We start from the raw sequence: 16,256 nt of genomic DNA on the forward strand, positions 1-16,256 counted from the left end.
ATGAAGCATTTTTTTGTTTCCCGCATCGCCAGCGCGGCACTGGCCTTCGGCCTGGCCGTGTCCGCCGGCCATGTGTTCGCGCGCGATGTGCAGCTGCTCAACGTCTCCTACGATCCGACCCGCGAGCTGTACCGCGATTACAACGCCGCCTTCGCCAAGCACTGGAAGGAGACCCGGGGCGACACCGTCACGGTTGAAACCTCGCACGGTGGCTCGGGCAAGCAGGCGCGGGCGGTGATCGATGGCATCGAGGCCGACGTGGTGACGCTGGCGCTGGCTTACGACGTGGACGCGATCGCGCAGAAATCCGGGCTGATTCCCGCCAACTGGGAGTCGCGTCTGCCGGAAAACAGCGCGCCTTATACCTCGACGATTGTCTTCCTGGTGCGCAAGGGCAACCCCAAGGGCATCCGCGACTGGCCGGACCTGCTGCGCAGCGGCGTGTCGGTGGTGACGCCGAACCCGAAGACCTCCGGCGGCGCACGCTGGAACTATCTGGCGGCCTGGGCCTATGGCGACCACATTTTCAAGGGTGATCGCGACAAGGTCCTGAACTACATGCGCGCGCTGTTCCGCAATGTGCCGGTGCTTGATACCGGTGCACGCGGCGCCACGACTACTTTTGTCCAGCGTGGCATCGGTGATGTGTTGCTGGCCTGGGAGAACGAGGCTTTTCTGGCGCAGGAAGAGCTGGGTCCGGACAAGTTCGAGATCGTGGTGCCCAAGCTGTCGATCCTGGCCGAGCCGTCGGTGGCGCTGGTGGACCGCAACGTCGACCGTCACGGTACCCGCGAGGTCGCGCAGGCCTACCTGCAGTACCTGTATTCGCCGGAGGGGCAGCGCATCGCCGCCCGCCACTACTACCGGCCGCGCCATCCCGAGCAGGCCGACCGTGCCGACATCGCACGCTTCCCGCCGGTGCAACGGGTGACCATCCAGCAGGCATTCGGCTCATGGGCCAAGGCCCAGTCCGAACACTTCGCCGACGGTGGTGTGTTCGACCAGATCCAGGCGGGCAAGTAAGAACGTGAGCGCCGTGTTGCAGACATCGGCCGCAGTGCCGCGACGCCGCCCCCGGGTGCTTCCGGGGTTTGGTTTGAGCATGGGCATCACCCTGACCTGGCTGGGTCTGATCGTGCTGCTGCCACTGCTGGGTGTGTTCGCCAAGGCCGCCGGACTGGGGCCTGCGGGCATCTGGCAGATCTGGAGCGAGCCGCGGGTGCTGGCGGCGCTGCGGCTGAGTTTCGGCACCGCCTTCGCCGCCGCCGCCTTCAACACGCTGATGGGCACCTGGGTGGCATGGGTGTTCGTGCGCTACCGCTTTCCGGGCCTGCGCCTGTTCGATGCGGTGATCGACCTGCCGTTCGCGCTGCCCACCGCCGTGGCCGGCATCGCGTTGACCGCGCTGTACGGCGGCAACGGCTGGCTCGGGCAATGGCTGGAGCCGCTCGGGATCAAGGTCGCCTACACGCCGCTGGGCATCGTGGTGGCGCTGGTGTTCGTCGGCCTGCCGTTCGTGGTGCGGATCGTGCAGCCGGTGCTGGCCGAGGCCGAGCGCGAACTGGAAGAGGCCTCCGCCACGCTGGGCGCCAGCCGCCTGCAGACCCTCATGCGGGTAGTATTGCCGGCGCTGTGGCCGGCGATGCTGACCGGGTTCGCGCTGGCCTTCGCCCGTGGCGTGGGCGAATACGGCTCGGTGATCTTCATCGCCGGCAATCTGCCGCACGTCACCGAAATCGCGCCGCTGCTGATCACCATCCGTCTGGAGGAGTTCGACTACGCCGGTGCCACCGCCATTGCCGCGGCGATGCTGCTGCTGTCCTTCGCGGTGCTGCTGGGAGTCAACACCCTGCAGGCGCGGCTGCAGCGGCGGGGGGCACGATGAGCGGATTGAGCATCGTCTCGGCGCAGGCGCTGCCCGTCACACCGGCCGGCCCCATCGCGCGCACGCCCAGCGTCATCACCGAGCCTCGCTGGGTGCAGGGGTTGCTGATCCTCGGCGCGCTGGGCTTTCTGCTGTCCTTCCTGTTGCTGCCGCTGGTGCTGGTGTTCGCCGAGGCGCTACGCGGCGGCGTGCTGGCGTTCTGGAACGCGCTCAGCGATGCCGACGCGGTGGCGGCGCTGCGCCTGACGCTGACCGTGACCGCGATCGTGGTGCCGCTGAATCTGCTGTTCGGCGTGGCCGCGGCCTGGGCGGTGAGCAAGCACCCGTTTCCCGGCAAGCGCTGGCTGGTGACGCTGATCGACCTGCCGTTCTCGGTTTCGCCGGTGGTCGCCGGGCTGGTGTTCATCCTGCTGTTCGGCCGCGACGGCTGGCTGTGGCCGCTGATCGAGGACGGCCTGCGCCTGCACCTGCCGCTGCTGGGCGAGCGGCTGCTGCAGCTGCCCCGCATCGTCTTCGCCATTCCCGGCATCGTGCTGGCCACCACCTTCGTCACGTTCCCGTTCATCGCGCGCGAGCTGATGCCGCTGATGGAGCAGCAGGGCCATGACGAGGAACTGGCCGCGCTGACGCTGGGGGCCAGCAGCTGGCAGATGTTCTGGAAGGTGACCCTGCCCAACATCCGCTGGGGCCTGCTGTATGGCGTGCTGCTGTGCAGTGCGCGGGCGATGGGCGAGTTCGGCGCGGTGTCGGTAGTGTCCGGGCATATCCGGGGGCGCACCAACACGCTGCCGCTGCACGTGGAGATTCTCTACAACGAATACGCCTACAGCGCGGCCTTCGCCTGCGCCTCGCTGCTGGCGGCCAGCGCGTTGCTGACGCTGGTGGTCAAGACTTTCCTGGAGTGGCGCCACGGCGAATCGCTGGCCGCTCTCCATCGCCGCTGAGGACCGCATGAGCATACGCATACAACACCTGGGCAAGCGCTTTGGCAGCTTCACCGCGCTGGAGGATGTGAGCCTGGATATCCATCAGGGCGAGCTGCTGGCGCTGCTCGGCCCCTCCGGCTCGGGCAAGACCACGTTGCTGCGGGCCATCGCCGGGCTGGAACATGCCGACAGCGGCCGCATCCTGTTCGATGGCGAAGACGCCACCGCACTGAGCGTGCAGGCACGTCGCGCCGGCTTCGTGTTCCAGCACTACGCGCTGTTCAAACATCTGGATGTGCGCGGCAACATCGCCTTCGGCCTGGAGGTGCGGCGCGGCGCCGGGCGCTGGCCCAAGGCGCGCATCGATGCGCGGGTGCAGGAACTGCTGTCGCTGGTGCAGCTGGACGGGCTGGGCGGGCGCTATCCGGCACAGCTCTCCGGCGGCCAGCGCCAGCGCGTGGCGCTGGCACGCGCGCTGGCGATCGAGCCACGGGTGCTGCTGCTGGACGAGCCGTTCGGCGCGCTGGATGCCCAGGTCCGCCGTGAGCTGCGGCGCTGGCTGCGTGAACTGCATGACCGCACCGGGCTGACCACGGTGTTCGTCACCCACGACCAGGAAGAGGCGCTGGAGCTGGCCGACCGCGTGGCGATCCTCAACCGCGGCCGCATCGAACAGCTGGGCACACCGGCGGAGGTCTACGACCAGCCGGTGTCGCCGTTCGTCTACGGCTTTGTCGGCGAGGCCAACCGGCTGCCGGCGCAGTTGCTGGACGGCCGGCTGGCGGTGGGCGGCGGCAGTCTGGCCGCGCCCTCGACCAGCACCGCGGGTGCGGTGGAAATCTATGTGCGACCGGAGGATCTGGCAGTGGGCGAGGGCGGCTGGCCGGCCACGGTGACCGCGCTGCAGCGCAGTGGGGGCAAGGTCCGGCTGCGCGCAAAACTCGATGCCGATGCTTCGGAACTGGAGCTGGAGTTGCCGACGGCGGCGCCGGCCTACACGCCCGGCAGCACCGTGCATCTGCAGGTGCGACGCTATGGCGTGTTCCCGCGCACGGAGCGGTGAATACAGGGGCGGGGAGCACGAAGTTGTTGCATCGCAATAGGATGCGGTTAAAAATTCGTGAATCGTGGCCGCTACGGTTTCGATATCCCCCACTGCCTGGAGAATCCCTGATGCACAACAAGCGCCTTGCCGCTGCCGTTTGCGCCGCCCTGTTGTCCGTACCGTTTGCTGTCAGCGCCCAGGACAGCGAGGAAGCCGCATCCCCGTTCAGCTTCAACGCGACGGTCACCACCGACTACGTGTTCCGTGGTGTGTCGCAGACCGACAACGGCCCGGCGTTCCAGGCCGAGGCCAGCTACAGCGCGCCGTTCGGCCTGTATGCCACCGTCTGGGGCTCCAACGTCGACTTCGGCGAGAAAGGCGGCCCGAACTTCGAGGTCGACTACGCCATCGGCTGGAGCAAGGACCTGTCCGACCGCTGGAATCTGGACCTGGGGGTGAACCGTTACACCTACACCAGCGCCTCCAGCGACTACGGCGACATCGACTACAACGAATATCTGGCCAAGGTCACCTGGACCGGCCCGGTGACCGTCAGCGGCCTGCTGGGCTATGCCGACGACTACAGCAACAGCGGTGCCGAGCAGACCTACAGCGCGCTGGAAGCCAGCTACGACATCGGCGAGACCGGCTTCTCGATCGGCGCCTCGGCCGGCTACACCACGATCAAGGCCCAGGGCAACGACTGGCCGCGTCGCGAGGATTACTACGACGGCTCGATCTCGGTGTCCAAGGCGTTCGGCCCGGCCACCGCCACCGTGGGCTACTACGACACCTTCGGTGCAGACGCGCCGTCGCTGCGCCGCGAGTCGGACACCTACAAGCCGGGCGTGGTGTTCACCGTCTCGGTGGACGTGCCCTGATCGGTGTTTGATGTGGTGTGAAAAAGGCGTCGCAAGGCGCCTTTTTCTTGGCGGGTTCCGCCGTCGGGGAAAGCGCCGCGCCGCCGCGGCCCTGCCGCTGCCACCTGCCATCACCTGCTACAGGTCGCGCGATGCTGACCGGCCCGGCAACAGCTGCCTACCTGCCGTTCGCGCCGGGGGGACGGGCGATCAGAAGGGGCCGCCGCGTACGCGCGCTGCGACGATTTGCCGGAGTTGCGTCCGTTCGGTGTCTCCCGCAACGACCGAAGGCGCCTTGCGGCGCCTTCGGTGCGTCATCTGCTGGCCGTCAGTTCCAGCTCAGCACGACCTTGCCGGCCTTGCCTTCTTCCATCAGGTCAAAGCCCTTCTGGAAGTCGTCGATCGGCAACTGGTGGGTCATCACCTTGCCCAGCGGGAAGCCGGACAGCACCAGCTGGGTCATCTTGTACCAGGTCTCGTACATCTTGCGGCCGTAGATGCCCTGCACGGTCAGACCCTTGAAGATGATCTTGTCCCAGTCGCAGCCGGCGCCCTTGGGCATGATGCCGAGCATGGCGATCTTGCCGCCGTGGTACATGCAGTCGAGCATGTCGTTGAAGGCGCGCGGGTTGCCGCTCATTTCCAGGCCCACGTCGAAGCCCTCCATGTGCAGCTCGGCCATCACGTCCTTGAGCGAGGTGTTGGCGACGTTGACCACGCGCGTGGCGCCCATGTCGGCGGCCAGCTTCAGGCGGAAGTCGTTGACGTCGGTGACCACCACATTGCGCGCACCGATGTGCTTGCAGATGCCGGCGGCGATGATGCCGATCGGACCGGCGCCGGTGATCAGCACGTCCTCGCCGATCACATCGAACTCCAGCGCACAGTGCGCGGCGTTGCCGTAGGGGTCGAAGAACGCGGCCAGCTCCGACGGGATCTGGTCCGGGATCGGCCACAGGTTGGTGGCCGGCATCACCATGTATTCGGCGAACGCGCCGTTGACGTTGACGCCGATGCCCACCGTGTTCGGGCACAGGTGCTGGCGGCCGCCGCGGCAGTTGCGGCAGTGGCCGCAGACGATGTGGCCTTCGGCCGACACGCGCTGGCCGATCTCGTAGCCGGTCACGCCCGGGCCGATTTCGGCAATGCGGCCGACGAATTCATGGCCGATGGTCAGGCCCGGGGTGATGGTGCGCTGGCTCCACCCGTCCCACAGGTAGATGTGCAGGTCGGTGCCGCAGATGGCGGTCTTCTCCAGCTTGATCAGCACCTGGTTGGGGCCGGGCGTGGGGACCGGCACCTGTTCCATCCAGATGCCCTTGGTCGCTTCGCGCTTCACCAGCGCGCGCATCGTGTTGTGTGCCATTGCAGGGAAAACCGCCGTGTGAGTGAGGGCGCCGATTATATGCTTTCGTCTGTAACAACCCGGTACTGACCGATGGCAGGGGAGGGGCGGCGGTTGCAACCGCTACAATCGCCGCAACCTTAATTTGGGGAATGTTCCATGCGTTTGAATCTTCTCGCTTTTTCCATCGTGGCCGGTTTGGGCATGGCCCAGGCCGCGCAGGCCGCCGAAGGCATGTGGGTGCCGCAGCAGCTGCCGGAAATCGCCGGGCCGCTGAAGCAGGCCGGCCTGAAGCTGGACCCGCAGCAGCTGGCCAACCTGACCGGCGACCCGATGGGCGCGGTCGTGGCCCTGGGCGGCTGCACCGCCAGCTTCGTCTCGCCGCAGGGTCTGGTGGTCACCAACCACCACTGCGCCTACGGTGCGATCCAGCTCAACTCCACCGCCGAGAAGAACCTGATCAAGGACGGCTTCAATGCGCCGACCACCAAGGACGAACTCAGCGCCGGCCCGAACGCGCGCATCTACGTGCTGGACGACATCACCGATGTGACCGCGCAGGCCAAGGCGGCCATCGCCGGCGCCGGTGCCGATCCGCTCAAGCGCACCCAGGCGCTGGAAGCGTTCGAGAAGAAGCTCATCGCCGAGTGTGAAACCGACGAGGCCTACGCCTGCACGCTGTACAGCTTCTCCGGCGGCAACACCTACCGTCTGTTCAAGAACATGGAAATCCGCGACGTGCGCCTGGCCTATGCGCCGCCGGGCAGCGTCGGCAAGTTCGGTGGCGACATCGACAACTGGATGTGGCCGCGCCACACCGGCGATTTCGCGTTCTACCGTGCCTACGTCGGCAAGGACGGCAAGCCGGCCGCCTTCGCCGCCGACAACGTGCCCTACCAGCCCAAGCACTGGCTGAAGCTGGCCAACCAGCCGCTGGGCGAGGGTGACTTCGTGATGGTGGCCGGTTACCCGGGCCGCACCGACCGCTATGCGCTGGTCAGCGAGTTCGAGAACACCGCCAACTGGACCTACCCGGCCATCGCCAAGGCCTACAAGGACCAGATCGCGCTGGTGGAAGCGGCCAGCAAGGACAACCCGGACATCGCGGTGAAGTACGCCGCGAACATGGCCAGCTGGAACAACACCAGCAAGAACTACGACGGCCAGCTGGACGGCTTCAAGCGCAACAACGTGCTGGCCCACAAGCAGAAGGAAGAAGCGGCGGTGCTGGAATGGCTGCGTGGCCAGGGCGCGGCCGGCAAGCCGGCGCTGGACGCCTATGCGCAGCTGCAGGTGCTGGGCCAGCAGGCCCGCGCCACCCAAGCCCGCGACATGGATCTGGGCATGCTCAACCGCACCGGTACGCTGGGCACCGCCGTGCGCCTGTACCGTCTGGCCATCGAGAGGACCAAGCCCGACGCCGAGCGCCAGGAGGGTTACCAGGAGCGTGACCTGCCGGCCATCGAAGGCGGCCTGAAGCAGATGGACCGCCGCTACGTGCCGGCCATGGATCGCCAGTTCCAGCAGTACTGGCTCAACGAGTACGTGCAGCTGCCGGCCGCTCAGCGCCTGCCGGCGTTCGACACGTGGCTCGGCGGTGACACTGCCGCTGCCGTGACGGCGACGGTGTCGCGTCTGGACGGCTCCAAGCTGGGCAACCTGGATGAGCGTCTGAAGTGGCTCAACGCCGACAAGGCCGCCTTCGAAGCCAGCACCGATCCGGCCATCCAGTACGCGGTGGCGGTGATGCCGGCGCTGCTGGAATTGGAGCACCAGCGCAAGGTGCGCATGGGCGAGGAGCTGGTGGCGCGTCCGCTGTTCCTGCAGGCCGTCGCCGACTACAAGAAGAGCCAGGGCGGGTTCGTCTATCCGGACGCCAACCTGTCGCTGCGCATCACCTTTGGCAACGTGAAGGGTTACACCGGCCTGGACGGCAAGGTGCAGCCGGCCTTCACCGATCTGGAAGGCATCGTCGCCAAGGAAACCGGCGTCGATCCGTTCGATTCGCCCAAGGCCCTGATCGATGCGGTCAAGGCCAAGCGCTACGGCGGTTTCGAGGATTCGCGCATCGGCAGCGTGCCGGTGAACTTCCTGTCGGATCTGGACATCACCGGCGGCAACTCCGGCTCGCCGGTGCTCGATGCGCACGGTCGCCTGGTCGGTCTGGCGTTCGACGGCATCTGGGAATCGGTCGCTAGCAACTGGGTGTTCGACCCGGTGATGACGCGCATGATCTCGGTGGACGAGCGCTACATGCGTTGGGTCATGCAGGAAGTGGCGCCGGCGCCGCAGCTGTTGAAGGAAATGGACGCCGCCTCGAAGTAATTCATCGCGTCGTCTGAAATGAAAAACCCCGGGCGGGAAACGGCCCGGGGTTTTTTGTGCCCGGGATGGTCACAGCTTTTTTGACAACGACATCCGTTGCGAAGCCGAGGAAGTTGCCGTTGCCGGAAACAGCTGCAAGTGCGGACCTTACTGCTTTGTTGTGGCTTCGATGGATTCGCGAGCTGCGTTGCTCCTGCGAAAGCTGTAGCTCGGGGGAGCAACGCGCACCCGGGGGAGGTTTGTGTGCCCCAGTGAAGATCGCCCGTCTCCCGCCTCCCGGGTGCGCTGCGCTTACCCGGGCTACGGTGCCTGATTCTGCACCGTGCTCAGCGGTACGGGCCGGGACCGCGCCAGAGCAGCTCGCCGTAGCGGTAGACGTACATCACGATGACGAACTGCCGCGCATCGCCGATGGCCTGCAGTTCGGGCGCGTCCGCCGCCAGCATGCGGCACTTGCTGGAGCCGCGGCGCAGGGCCACTTCGGCCGGACAGACCATCAGCCAGGTGGTGCCCGGCAGCGGGATCGACAGTTCCTTCTGGCCATCGACCTCCTTGGCCCCGTCCATCCACGCACGCAGCTTTTCCTCGCTGATCAGGTCATAGACGATCTGGTAGCCGCCCACTTCCATGGCCGGCGCGCCCGCGCTGCGGTCGATGCGGCGGCCGCTGTCATTGCCCGGGCCGGCCGAATGCCCGTGATCGTCCGCGGCGGTGGTCCTGTCCAGCGCGCCGGGCGGGCGTCCGGTCCAGGTCTGCCGGCGGCGCGGTACCGATTCGGAGGGGCTGGCTGCCGGCGGTGGCGCGGCCGGCGCCTGTGCCGGTTGCGGCGTCGGCTGTTCTTGCTGCTCCGGTTCGCTGGGCGGCTCGATGTAGCGGGCCTCGGGCACCGGCTTGCGCTCCGGGCTGCGGCGTTGCGTGGTGGGTTTGGGTTGCGCGCGCGGGGCCTGGGTGGGCTTGTCCTGCGGCGGCACGTTGCTTGGCTGCGTTGACGGCGGTGCGTCGCCGACGAAATCGACCTTGACCCGGCCACCGCCAACCGCGCCTTGGGGCGTGGATACCAGCGGGGGATTGGAGTGGAGCAGGAGCAGCAGCATCAGCGCATGCAGCAGCGCGCTGACCAGCGCTGCGGCCCAGGGATCACGCTGTTCGCTCCAGGGGGCGGAGCGGGACGTCGGTGCGACAGGAACGTCGTTCATGCCGGCTGGGGGGCGTGGGAGGTGCGGACCCTCATGCGGACGTCATACCGGTTGGGCGATGGAAGCCGGGCATGGTAACGCCTGCCGTCGCCGGGTGAATGCGCGGCGGGCAACAAAAGGCGGCGCTGGCGCCCCGGTCTTGGCCGCCGGTCGGACAGGTCTGTGCGGCATGTACGGGATGGTCACGCCGGATCGCGACCATCTCCCGCCGTTGCCGGTCTGCCCGCATTCGCCGCCGGCTCCCCTGCGGTCGCCGTTCCGGCCAGACGGCGGATGCGCTGAACACGCCGAGTCCGTAACGCAGGCAACCGTTTCTGGCACCGCGGCGGGCTCAGGCTATGATGCCGGTCCCGCCGCATTCACCCGGCGGTTCTCCCCCTTTCAACGGAAATGCTGCATGCGCATCCTGCTTGCCCGTCACGGCGAAACGCCGTGGAACGCCGAAGGCCGCTACCAGGGCCAGATCGACATTCCCCTCTCGCCAGTGGGTGAGGCCCAGGCCAGGGCGCTGGGGGAGCGGCTGGCGGACGTGCAGATCGCCCGTGCGGTGGCCTCGCCACTGAGCCGCGCCCAGGCGACCGCCAGGGCCGCGCTGGGCACTGCCCGTGAAGCGATGCTGCTGACCGAGCCGGACCTGCAGGAAATCGCCCACGGCGAGTGGGAGGGTCTGCTTGCCAGCGAGATCAACGACAAGGACCCGGCGCGTCTGCGCGCGTGGCGCGAAGAGCCGGACACCGTGCTGATGCCCGGCGGCGAATCGCTGCGCCAGGTGCTGGATCGCAGCTGGCGCGGCCTGAGCGCCGCCGCCGACGGGCTGGGCGAGGACGACACGCTGCTGGTGGTGGCCCATGACGCGGTCAACCGGGTGATCCTGTGCAAGATCCTGGGCCTGCCGATTGCCAAACTGTGGAGCTTCCGCCAGGCGCCGACCACGTTGAACCTGCTCGAAGGCCCGGATGTGGAGCATCTGGAAGTGGTGCGCCTGAACGACTGCGCGCACCACACCCCGTTCTTCGGCGAAGCCAAGCACCGCGCGCTGTAATGCGGCGTGCGGTGACCGCCGTCGTCGGGCTGGTGGCCTTGCTGCTGGCGTTGCCGTCGGCAGCGGCGGCGCAGCCGGCGACCCAGGCCGATTGCCCGCCGTTCCCGGCGCACGCCAACCGCGCGCCGTCCTATCCGGTGGACGAGCTGTGGCGGCTGCTGGACTACACCGTCAACGTGATCATCGAGACCGACCGCTGTGGCCGGGTCGGCGCTGCCCGCCTGGAGCAGTCCTCGGGCGTGGCGGCGCTGGATGCGGTGGCGCTGGAGGCCGCGCGCGGCTGGGTTGTGGCGCCGGAGTACCGTGGCCAGCCCCGCTATCGTCTGCCGTTCGCGTTCGATCCGCTGCCCGAGGCGGTGCCGGCGCGCGCCGCCGCGCGGGTGCGCGATCCGTTCTTCGAAGAACGCCGTAGCGGCCAGGTGCGGCCGGGGCTGGGCAACAGCGCACAGGGGATGCCGGGCTTCGTGGCCGATCCGGTGCCGATCGGTTTCATGCAGATTCCCGAGGCGATCGCGGCCATCGGCCCGCTGGCGGTATTCCGCCGTTATGGCGATCAGGTCAATTTCTGGCTGCGCGATGAGGAGGGGCTGAGCCTGTTCCAGCTCAACGGCACGATGCTGGTGCGCAACCGGCTGGTCAACGACGGACAGCGCCGGTTCGTGGTCAGCAGCGTGCTGTGCGGGCGTGATCTGGAGGCATGCCGGCAATCGCTGGCGCAGCTGCGCGCCGCCCGCACGCGGCAGCAGCCGTTGCCGCTGGAAGCCCCGGCGCCGTAGCCACCCGCGGCATCGGCTGCACAGGTCGCATGGCGGCCTTCCTGCGGGGCCGGATCACACGCAGGGCGTCGACGGCGGGCTGTATCATGGGCACCTGTCCCGCGCGCAACGCGCAGCCGGCCTGCAGCCCGGCCATGATCCTGAGAAACGTCAGCATGTCTTCCGTCCGTCCCGCCACGCTCGAGCAGTGGCTCGCCCATATCGAACAGCAGCATCCGCAGAACATCGCGATGGGCCTGGAGCGCGTGCGCGAGGTCGCCCAGCGTATGCCGCCCGGTCAACCGGCCGAACGCAGCATCGTGGTCGGCGGTACCAACGGCAAAGGCTCGACGGTGGCGTTCATCGAGTCCATCGCCCGTGCCGCCGGCTGGCGGGTGGGCGCCTACACCTCGCCACACCTGCTGCGCTACAACGAGCGGGTACGCATCGACGGCCAGGACGTGGACGACGCCACGCTGGTGGCCGGCTTCAACGCCGTGGAAGACGCGCGCGGCGATACCCCGCTGACCTATTTCGAGTACGGCACGCTGTGCGCGCTGTGGGTGTTCGCACAGGCCGGGCTGGATCTGGCGGTGCTCGAGGTCGGGCTCGGTGGCCGGCTGGATGCGGTCAACCTGATCGACGCCGACGTGGCGGTGATCACCACGGTGGACATCGACCACGCCGACTGGCTGGGTAATGACCGCGAAACGATCGGTGCGGAGAAGGCCGGCATCATCCGCGGCTGGAAGCCGGTGATCCTGGGCGAGATCGACCCGCCCTCCAGCGTGCTGCGCCGCGCCTATGTGCTGGGCGCCAACGCGATCCGTTTCGGCAGTGATTTCTTCGCCGAGGCGGTGGATGCGCAATGCTGGCGCTGGCGCGATGTGTCTTTCCAGGTCGAGCTGCCGCAGCCGGCGTTGTGGGCGCCGATCCAGCGCAACAACGCCGCCACCGCCATCGCCGCGCTGCGCGCGCTGGACCGGGAGGTACCGCTGGCGGCATGGGCGCAGGGCGTGGCCGCCGCGCAGGTGCCCGGGCGCCTGCAGCGTTTCATGCGCGAGGGGGTGGAAGTGCTGGTCGATGTCGGCCACAACCCGCAGGCCGCCACGGCGCTGGCGGCCGCGCTCAAGGCCGAGCCCGCTGCCGGCCGCACGCTGGCGGTGTATGCAGCGCTGGCCGACAAGGATGCGCCGGCCGTGGTCGCCGCGCTGCAGGGCCAGGTGGCTGGCTGGTTCCTGGCCGGGCTCGACGCTGCGCGTGGCCAGAGCGCGCTGCAATTGCGGGACCGGCTGCTCCAGACCGAGGCCGCCACCGCGGTGCTGGCCGATGACGTCGGCCGGGCGCTGGAAGCCGCGCTGGCGCAGGCGCAGGCGGGAGACCGGGTACTGGTGTTTGGCTCGTTCCACACCGTGGCCGAGGTCCTGCCGCTGCTCCGTTCAGCCGGTTGAAGCGGTGAGCCGGGCGTCCCGCCTATAATCGCCACGGCATTCCGCCGCGCCGCTTGTACGCCATCTGTGGAAACTCCTCTGAAACAGCGACTGATTGGTGCCATCGTTCTGGTGGCGTTGGCCGTGATTTTCCTGCCGATGCTGGTCAAAGGACCGGCGCCGGACAGTGGTGTGCAGGACGTGCCGCTGAAGGCGCCGATCGCGCCGTCCGAGGGCCAGTTCGAAACCCGTGAGCTGCCGCTGGTGACGCCGAGTGCGCCGCCCGGTGGCGCACTGGGTATGCCCGCCGCGCAGCCGGAAACGGCCGCCGCCGCGCCGTCCACCGGGCAGCCGGGTGCCGAGCTGCCGCCGGCAACGGCGGCGGGCAACTACGCGGTGAACTTTGGCGCCTACGCCACCGAGGCCGATGCCGATGCGGTCATCGCCCACCTGAAGAAATCCAATCTGCCGGGCTTCCGCCAGGCCGACACCATCAACGGCCGCCAGGCCTGGCGCGTGCGCATCGGTCCGTATGCCGATCGCGCGCAGGCCGAGTTGGTGCGTCTGGAAGCGGGCAAGGTGCGCAACGATGTGAACGCGCAGGTGGTCGTGCTCAATGCCGATGCGGCCACGGCGCCCGAGGCGGTGGCCAGTACCCCGGCCGCCGCCCCGCCGCCGGCACCGGTGCGGACCGAGACCTTGCCGCCCGAACCGGCCAAGCCGGTTGCTGCCGCGCCCAAACCCGAATCCAAACCGGCGCCGAAGCCGGAAGCGCCCAAACCCGCACCGGCCAAACCGGTCGCCGTCACGCCTGCTCCGGCAGCGGCGCCCAAGCCGACGGTTCCGGCGGCCAGTTCGGTCGGGTTCGCCGTGCAGCTGGGCGCGTTCGGCCAGGCTGCCGATGCCAATGCGCTGCGCGACAAGGTGCGGGCGGCCGGTTTCAGCGCCTTCGTCGAGCAGGTGCGCACCGACAGCGGCGTGTTGAACCGCGTGCGGGTCGGCCCGGTGGCCAGCCGCGCCGATGCCGAGCAGCTCAAGGCGCAGGTCGCCGCCAAAGTGGGTATCGCCGGCATGGTCCGACCGCATCCCTGATGCGCGTTGACCTGAGCGCTCCCGTCGCCCGCTTGCCGGCCCGGCCACGCGCCGCAGGTGGCGCATGATCGACCTGCTGCTGCTGGCGGTGATCGGGGTGTCGGCCCTGCTGGGCCTGATGAAAGGTTTCGTCGGCATCGTGGTCGGCACCGTTTCGTGGCTGCTGGCCGGCTGGGCGGCCTTCCAGTTCGGCGATCGCGCCGCGCACTGGCTGGCCGAAGGCGCGCAGCCCTCGATGACCAATTACCTCGGCGGCTATGTGCTGGTGTTCATCGGCGCGATGGTGCTGGTGGCGCTGCTGGGCATGGCGGTGCGCAGCCTCGTCCAGGCGACCCGGCTGACCGGTACCGACCGTGCGCTGGGATTTGCGCTGGGCGCGCTGCGCGGTGCCTTTTTCAGCTGCCTCCTGATCCTGCTGATGGGCTTCACGCCGATGCCGCGCGAAGCCGCGTGGCAGCAATCCCTGCTGTTGCCGTTGCTGCTGCCGGCTACCGGCTGGATGCGTGCGCAATTGCCGGACTTCCAGATGCCGGAGGTGGACGTGGGCGGACTGTCTGCGCCGGAGCCGGGCAAGGATGCGCGATTGGACGTGGGCAAGTTGCCCATCGCAGGCGATAATGCGGCCCTGAACGAGATGATGAAGGGCGGCGTGCTGTCGCAGGTGGTGTCCAGGGCGCTGACAGGTGCCACTGGCCAGGCCGCGGATGCAGACGACCAGGACCCGGCGAAGGCGTTGCCTTCCAATATCGATCCGGCGCAGGTGCGCCCGGGTCACCCCGATCCGGCACGGGTCGAGTCCCCCGGCCAGGTACGGCCACCTTCACGTTAACGGGCATCGCCCAGCGGAGATCGCGCAACATGTGTGGCATCGTCGGAATCGTCGGCAACCAGAACGTCGCCGGGCAGCTCTATGACGGTCTGACCGTCCTCCAGCATCGTGGCCAGGATGCGGCCGGTATCGCCACGGTCGATGGCACCCGTCTGCGCGTGGAGAAGGCCAATGGCCTGGTGCGCGACGTGTTCGACGAGCGCCGCATGCAGGTGCTGAAGGGGCGCATCGGCATCGCCCACGTGCGCTATCCCACCGCCGGTTCGGAGGGCACCGACGAGGCGCAGCCGTTCTACGTCAATTCGCCCTACGGCATCGCGCTGGCGCACAACGGCAACCTGATTAACACCGAAGCGCTGCGCAAGCAGGTGTTCGAGGCTGATCGCCGCAACATCAACACCGATTCGGACAGCGAAGTGCTGCTGAACGTGTTCGCCTATGAGCTGGACGCGCAGCGCATGCTGACCCCGGAAGCGGCGATCCGCGCGGTGGCCGGTGTGCACCGTCGCTGCAAGGGCGGCTATGCCGTGGTCAGCGTGGTGCTGGGCCTGGGTCTGGTGGCGTTCCGCGATCCGCATGGCATCCGTCCGCTGGTGCTGGGCAAGCGCAGCCATGCCGAAGGTGACGAGTACATCGTCGCTTCCGAATCGGTGGCGCTGGATGTGCTGGGCTTCGAGCGCGTGCGCGATGTCGCGCCGGGCGAAGCGGTGGTGATCACCGAGCGCGGCGAGCTGTTTTCCGAGGTCTGCGCCACCACCACGCAGCAGACCCCGTGCATTTTCGAGTACGTGTACTTCGCGCGCCCGGATTCGATGATCGACAACGTCTCCGTGCACAAGGCGCGCATGCGCATGGGCCAGAAGCTGGGCGAGAAGATCCTGCGCCTGCGTCCGGACCATGACATCGACACCATCATCCCGATTCCCGATACCTCGCGTGACGCCGCCCTGGAAATGTCCAACGTGCTGGGCGTGAAGTACCGCGAAGGCTTCGTCAAGAACCGGTATGTCGGCCGCACCTTCATCATGCCGGGGCAGGGCGAGCGGGTGAAATCCGTGCGCCGCAAGCTCAATCCGATCCATCTGGAGTTCCGCAACCGGGTGGTGCTGCTGGTGGACGACTCGATCGTGCGCGGCACCACCAGCCAGCAGATCGTGCAGATGGCGCGTGACGCCGGCGCGCGCAAGGTCTACCTGGCCAGCGCCGCACCGCCGGTGCGTTACCCGAACATCTACGGCATCGACATGCCGGCCGCCGAAGAGCTGATCGCCCACGAGCGCAGCATCGAGGACATCGAAAAGCACCTGGGCTGCGACTGGCTGATCTACCAGGATCTGGAAGACCTGGAAGCGGCCGTGCGCGAGGGCAACCCGGAGCTGAAGGCCTTCGATTCGTCCTGCTTCAATGGCGAGTACGTCACCGGCATCGAGTCGGGCTACTTCGAACGCATCCAGCAGTTGCGTTCGGACGAAGCCAAGAACCAGCGCCGCGCCTGATCCATGCACACCGGTTGTGCCGCCGCCGGC

Annotated in this window: 14 protein-coding genes; 12 read left to right on the plus strand and 2 right to left on the minus strand. The window is 68.0% G+C overall.

Features of this window, described 5'->3' with window-relative positions:
* The 5 genes from ACVOMH_RS04620 to ACVOMH_RS04640 all read left to right on the plus strand — a co-directional run bounded on the left by ACVOMH_RS04620 (position 1) and on the right by ACVOMH_RS04640 (position 4,737).
* Complete coding sequence (locus tag ACVOMH_RS04620) at positions 1–1,023, plus strand: sulfate ABC transporter substrate-binding protein (protein ID WP_481551196.1); 1,023 nt, start codon at positions 1–3, stop codon at positions 1,021–1,023.
* A gap of 16 nt (positions 1,024–1,039) precedes the next feature.
* Positions 1,040–1,885: a sulfate ABC transporter permease subunit CysT gene (gene cysT / locus ACVOMH_RS04625; protein WP_481551569.1), complete on the plus strand. Its 846-nt coding sequence runs from the start codon at positions 1,040–1,042 to the stop codon at positions 1,883–1,885.
* On the plus strand, positions 1,882–2,829 hold the full coding sequence (cysW, locus tag ACVOMH_RS04630) for a sulfate ABC transporter permease subunit CysW (protein ID WP_481551197.1): 948 nt from the start codon (positions 1,882–1,884) through the stop codon (positions 2,827–2,829). The genes cysT and cysW overlap by 4 nt, the downstream gene beginning before the upstream one ends.
* A gap of 7 nt (positions 2,830–2,836) precedes the next feature.
* Positions 2,837–3,874: a sulfate/molybdate ABC transporter ATP-binding protein gene (locus tag ACVOMH_RS04635; RefSeq protein WP_481551198.1), complete on the plus strand. Its 1,038-nt coding sequence runs from the start codon at positions 2,837–2,839 to the stop codon at positions 3,872–3,874.
* A 110-nt stretch (positions 3,875–3,984) separates the two neighbouring features.
* Positions 3,985–4,737, plus strand: coding sequence for a TorF family putative porin (locus ACVOMH_RS04640; protein ID WP_481551199.1), 753 nt, complete (start codon positions 3,985–3,987; stop codon positions 4,735–4,737).
* Between the two features lie 307 nt (positions 4,738–5,044).
* Here ACVOMH_RS04640 and tdh read toward each other — a convergent pair whose 3' ends face one another.
* Positions 5,045–6,067 (minus strand): L-threonine 3-dehydrogenase, encoded by a 1,023-nt coding sequence (gene tdh, locus ACVOMH_RS04645; protein WP_481551570.1) that lies wholly within the window; start codon positions 6,065–6,067, stop codon positions 5,045–5,047.
* A gap of 153 nt (positions 6,068–6,220) precedes the next feature.
* Between tdh and ACVOMH_RS04650 the strand changes: the two genes are divergently transcribed.
* The gene (locus ACVOMH_RS04650; protein ID WP_481551200.1) at positions 6,221–8,386 is read left to right on the plus strand and encodes a S46 family peptidase; all 2,166 of its coding nucleotides are present in this window, start codon (positions 6,221–6,223) and stop codon (positions 8,384–8,386) included.
* Between the two features lie 326 nt (positions 8,387–8,712).
* On the opposite strand, the gene ACVOMH_RS04655 is transcribed toward ACVOMH_RS04650, so the two are convergent.
* The gene (locus ACVOMH_RS04655) at positions 8,713–9,582 is read right to left on the minus strand and encodes a type II toxin-antitoxin system RelE/ParE family toxin (RefSeq protein ID WP_481551201.1); all 870 of its coding nucleotides are present in this window, start codon (positions 9,580–9,582) and stop codon (positions 8,713–8,715) included.
* A 397-nt stretch (positions 9,583–9,979) separates the two neighbouring features.
* On the opposite strand from ACVOMH_RS04655, the gene ACVOMH_RS04660 reads away from it, so the two are divergent.
* From ACVOMH_RS04660 to purF, 6 genes are all read left to right on the plus strand, one after another.
* Complete coding sequence (locus ACVOMH_RS04660) at positions 9,980–10,624, plus strand: histidine phosphatase family protein (protein WP_481522853.1); 645 nt, start codon at positions 9,980–9,982, stop codon at positions 10,622–10,624.
* An 11-nt stretch (positions 10,625–10,635) separates the two neighbouring features.
* Positions 10,636–11,400, plus strand: coding sequence for an energy transducer TonB family protein (locus ACVOMH_RS04665; RefSeq protein WP_481551202.1), 765 nt, complete (start codon positions 10,636–10,638; stop codon positions 11,398–11,400).
* Positions 11,401–11,555: 155 nt separating this feature from the next.
* Positions 11,556–12,830, plus strand: coding sequence for a bifunctional tetrahydrofolate synthase/dihydrofolate synthase (gene folC / locus ACVOMH_RS04670; protein WP_057505882.1), 1,275 nt, complete (start codon positions 11,556–11,558; stop codon positions 12,828–12,830).
* Between the two features lie 66 nt (positions 12,831–12,896).
* Complete coding sequence (locus ACVOMH_RS04675) at positions 12,897–13,901, plus strand: SPOR domain-containing protein (protein ID WP_481551203.1); 1,005 nt, start codon at positions 12,897–12,899, stop codon at positions 13,899–13,901.
* Between the two features lie 64 nt (positions 13,902–13,965).
* On the plus strand, positions 13,966–14,730 hold the full coding sequence (locus tag ACVOMH_RS04680; RefSeq protein ID WP_481551204.1) for a CvpA family protein: 765 nt from the start codon (positions 13,966–13,968) through the stop codon (positions 14,728–14,730).
* 29 nt (positions 14,731–14,759) lie between these two features.
* On the plus strand, positions 14,760–16,226 hold the full coding sequence (gene purF, locus ACVOMH_RS04685) for an amidophosphoribosyltransferase (RefSeq protein ID WP_054659395.1): 1,467 nt from the start codon (positions 14,760–14,762) through the stop codon (positions 16,224–16,226).
* The last annotated feature ends 30 nt before the right edge of the window (positions 16,227–16,256 follow it).

It is taken from the genome of Stenotrophomonas sp. STEN013 (genome assembly GCF_056760355.1).

Excerpts from the sequence above, each read along its gene's own strand:
- ACVOMH_RS04620 (WP_481551196.1), top strand. The coding sequence starts at position 1 with ATGAAGCATTTTTTTGTTTCCCGCATCGCCAGCGCGGCACTGGCCTTC.
- cysW (WP_481551197.1), top strand. The coding sequence starts at position 1,882 with ATGAGCGGATTGAGCATCGTCTCGGCGCAGGCGCTGCCCGTCACACCG.
- ACVOMH_RS04635 (WP_481551198.1), top strand. The coding sequence starts at position 2,837 with ATGAGCATACGCATACAACACCTGGGCAAGCGCTTTGGCAGCTTCACC.
- ACVOMH_RS04640 (WP_481551199.1), top strand. The coding sequence starts at position 3,985 with ATGCACAACAAGCGCCTTGCCGCTGCCGTTTGCGCCGCCCTGTTGTCC.
- tdh (WP_481551570.1), bottom strand. The coding sequence starts at position 6,067 with ATGCGCGCGCTGGTGAAGCGCGAAGCGACCAAGGGCATCTGGATGGAA.
- ACVOMH_RS04650 (WP_481551200.1), top strand. The coding sequence starts at position 6,221 with ATGCGTTTGAATCTTCTCGCTTTTTCCATCGTGGCCGGTTTGGGCATG.
- ACVOMH_RS04655 (WP_481551201.1), bottom strand. The coding sequence starts at position 9,582 with ATGAACGACGTTCCTGTCGCACCGACGTCCCGCTCCGCCCCCTGGAGC.
- ACVOMH_RS04660 (WP_481522853.1), top strand. The coding sequence starts at position 9,980 with ATGCGCATCCTGCTTGCCCGTCACGGCGAAACGCCGTGGAACGCCGAA.
- folC (WP_057505882.1), top strand. The coding sequence starts at position 11,556 with ATGTCTTCCGTCCGTCCCGCCACGCTCGAGCAGTGGCTCGCCCATATC.
- ACVOMH_RS04680 (WP_481551204.1), top strand. The coding sequence starts at position 13,966 with ATGATCGACCTGCTGCTGCTGGCGGTGATCGGGGTGTCGGCCCTGCTG.
- purF (WP_054659395.1), top strand. The coding sequence starts at position 14,760 with ATGTGTGGCATCGTCGGAATCGTCGGCAACCAGAACGTCGCCGGGCAG.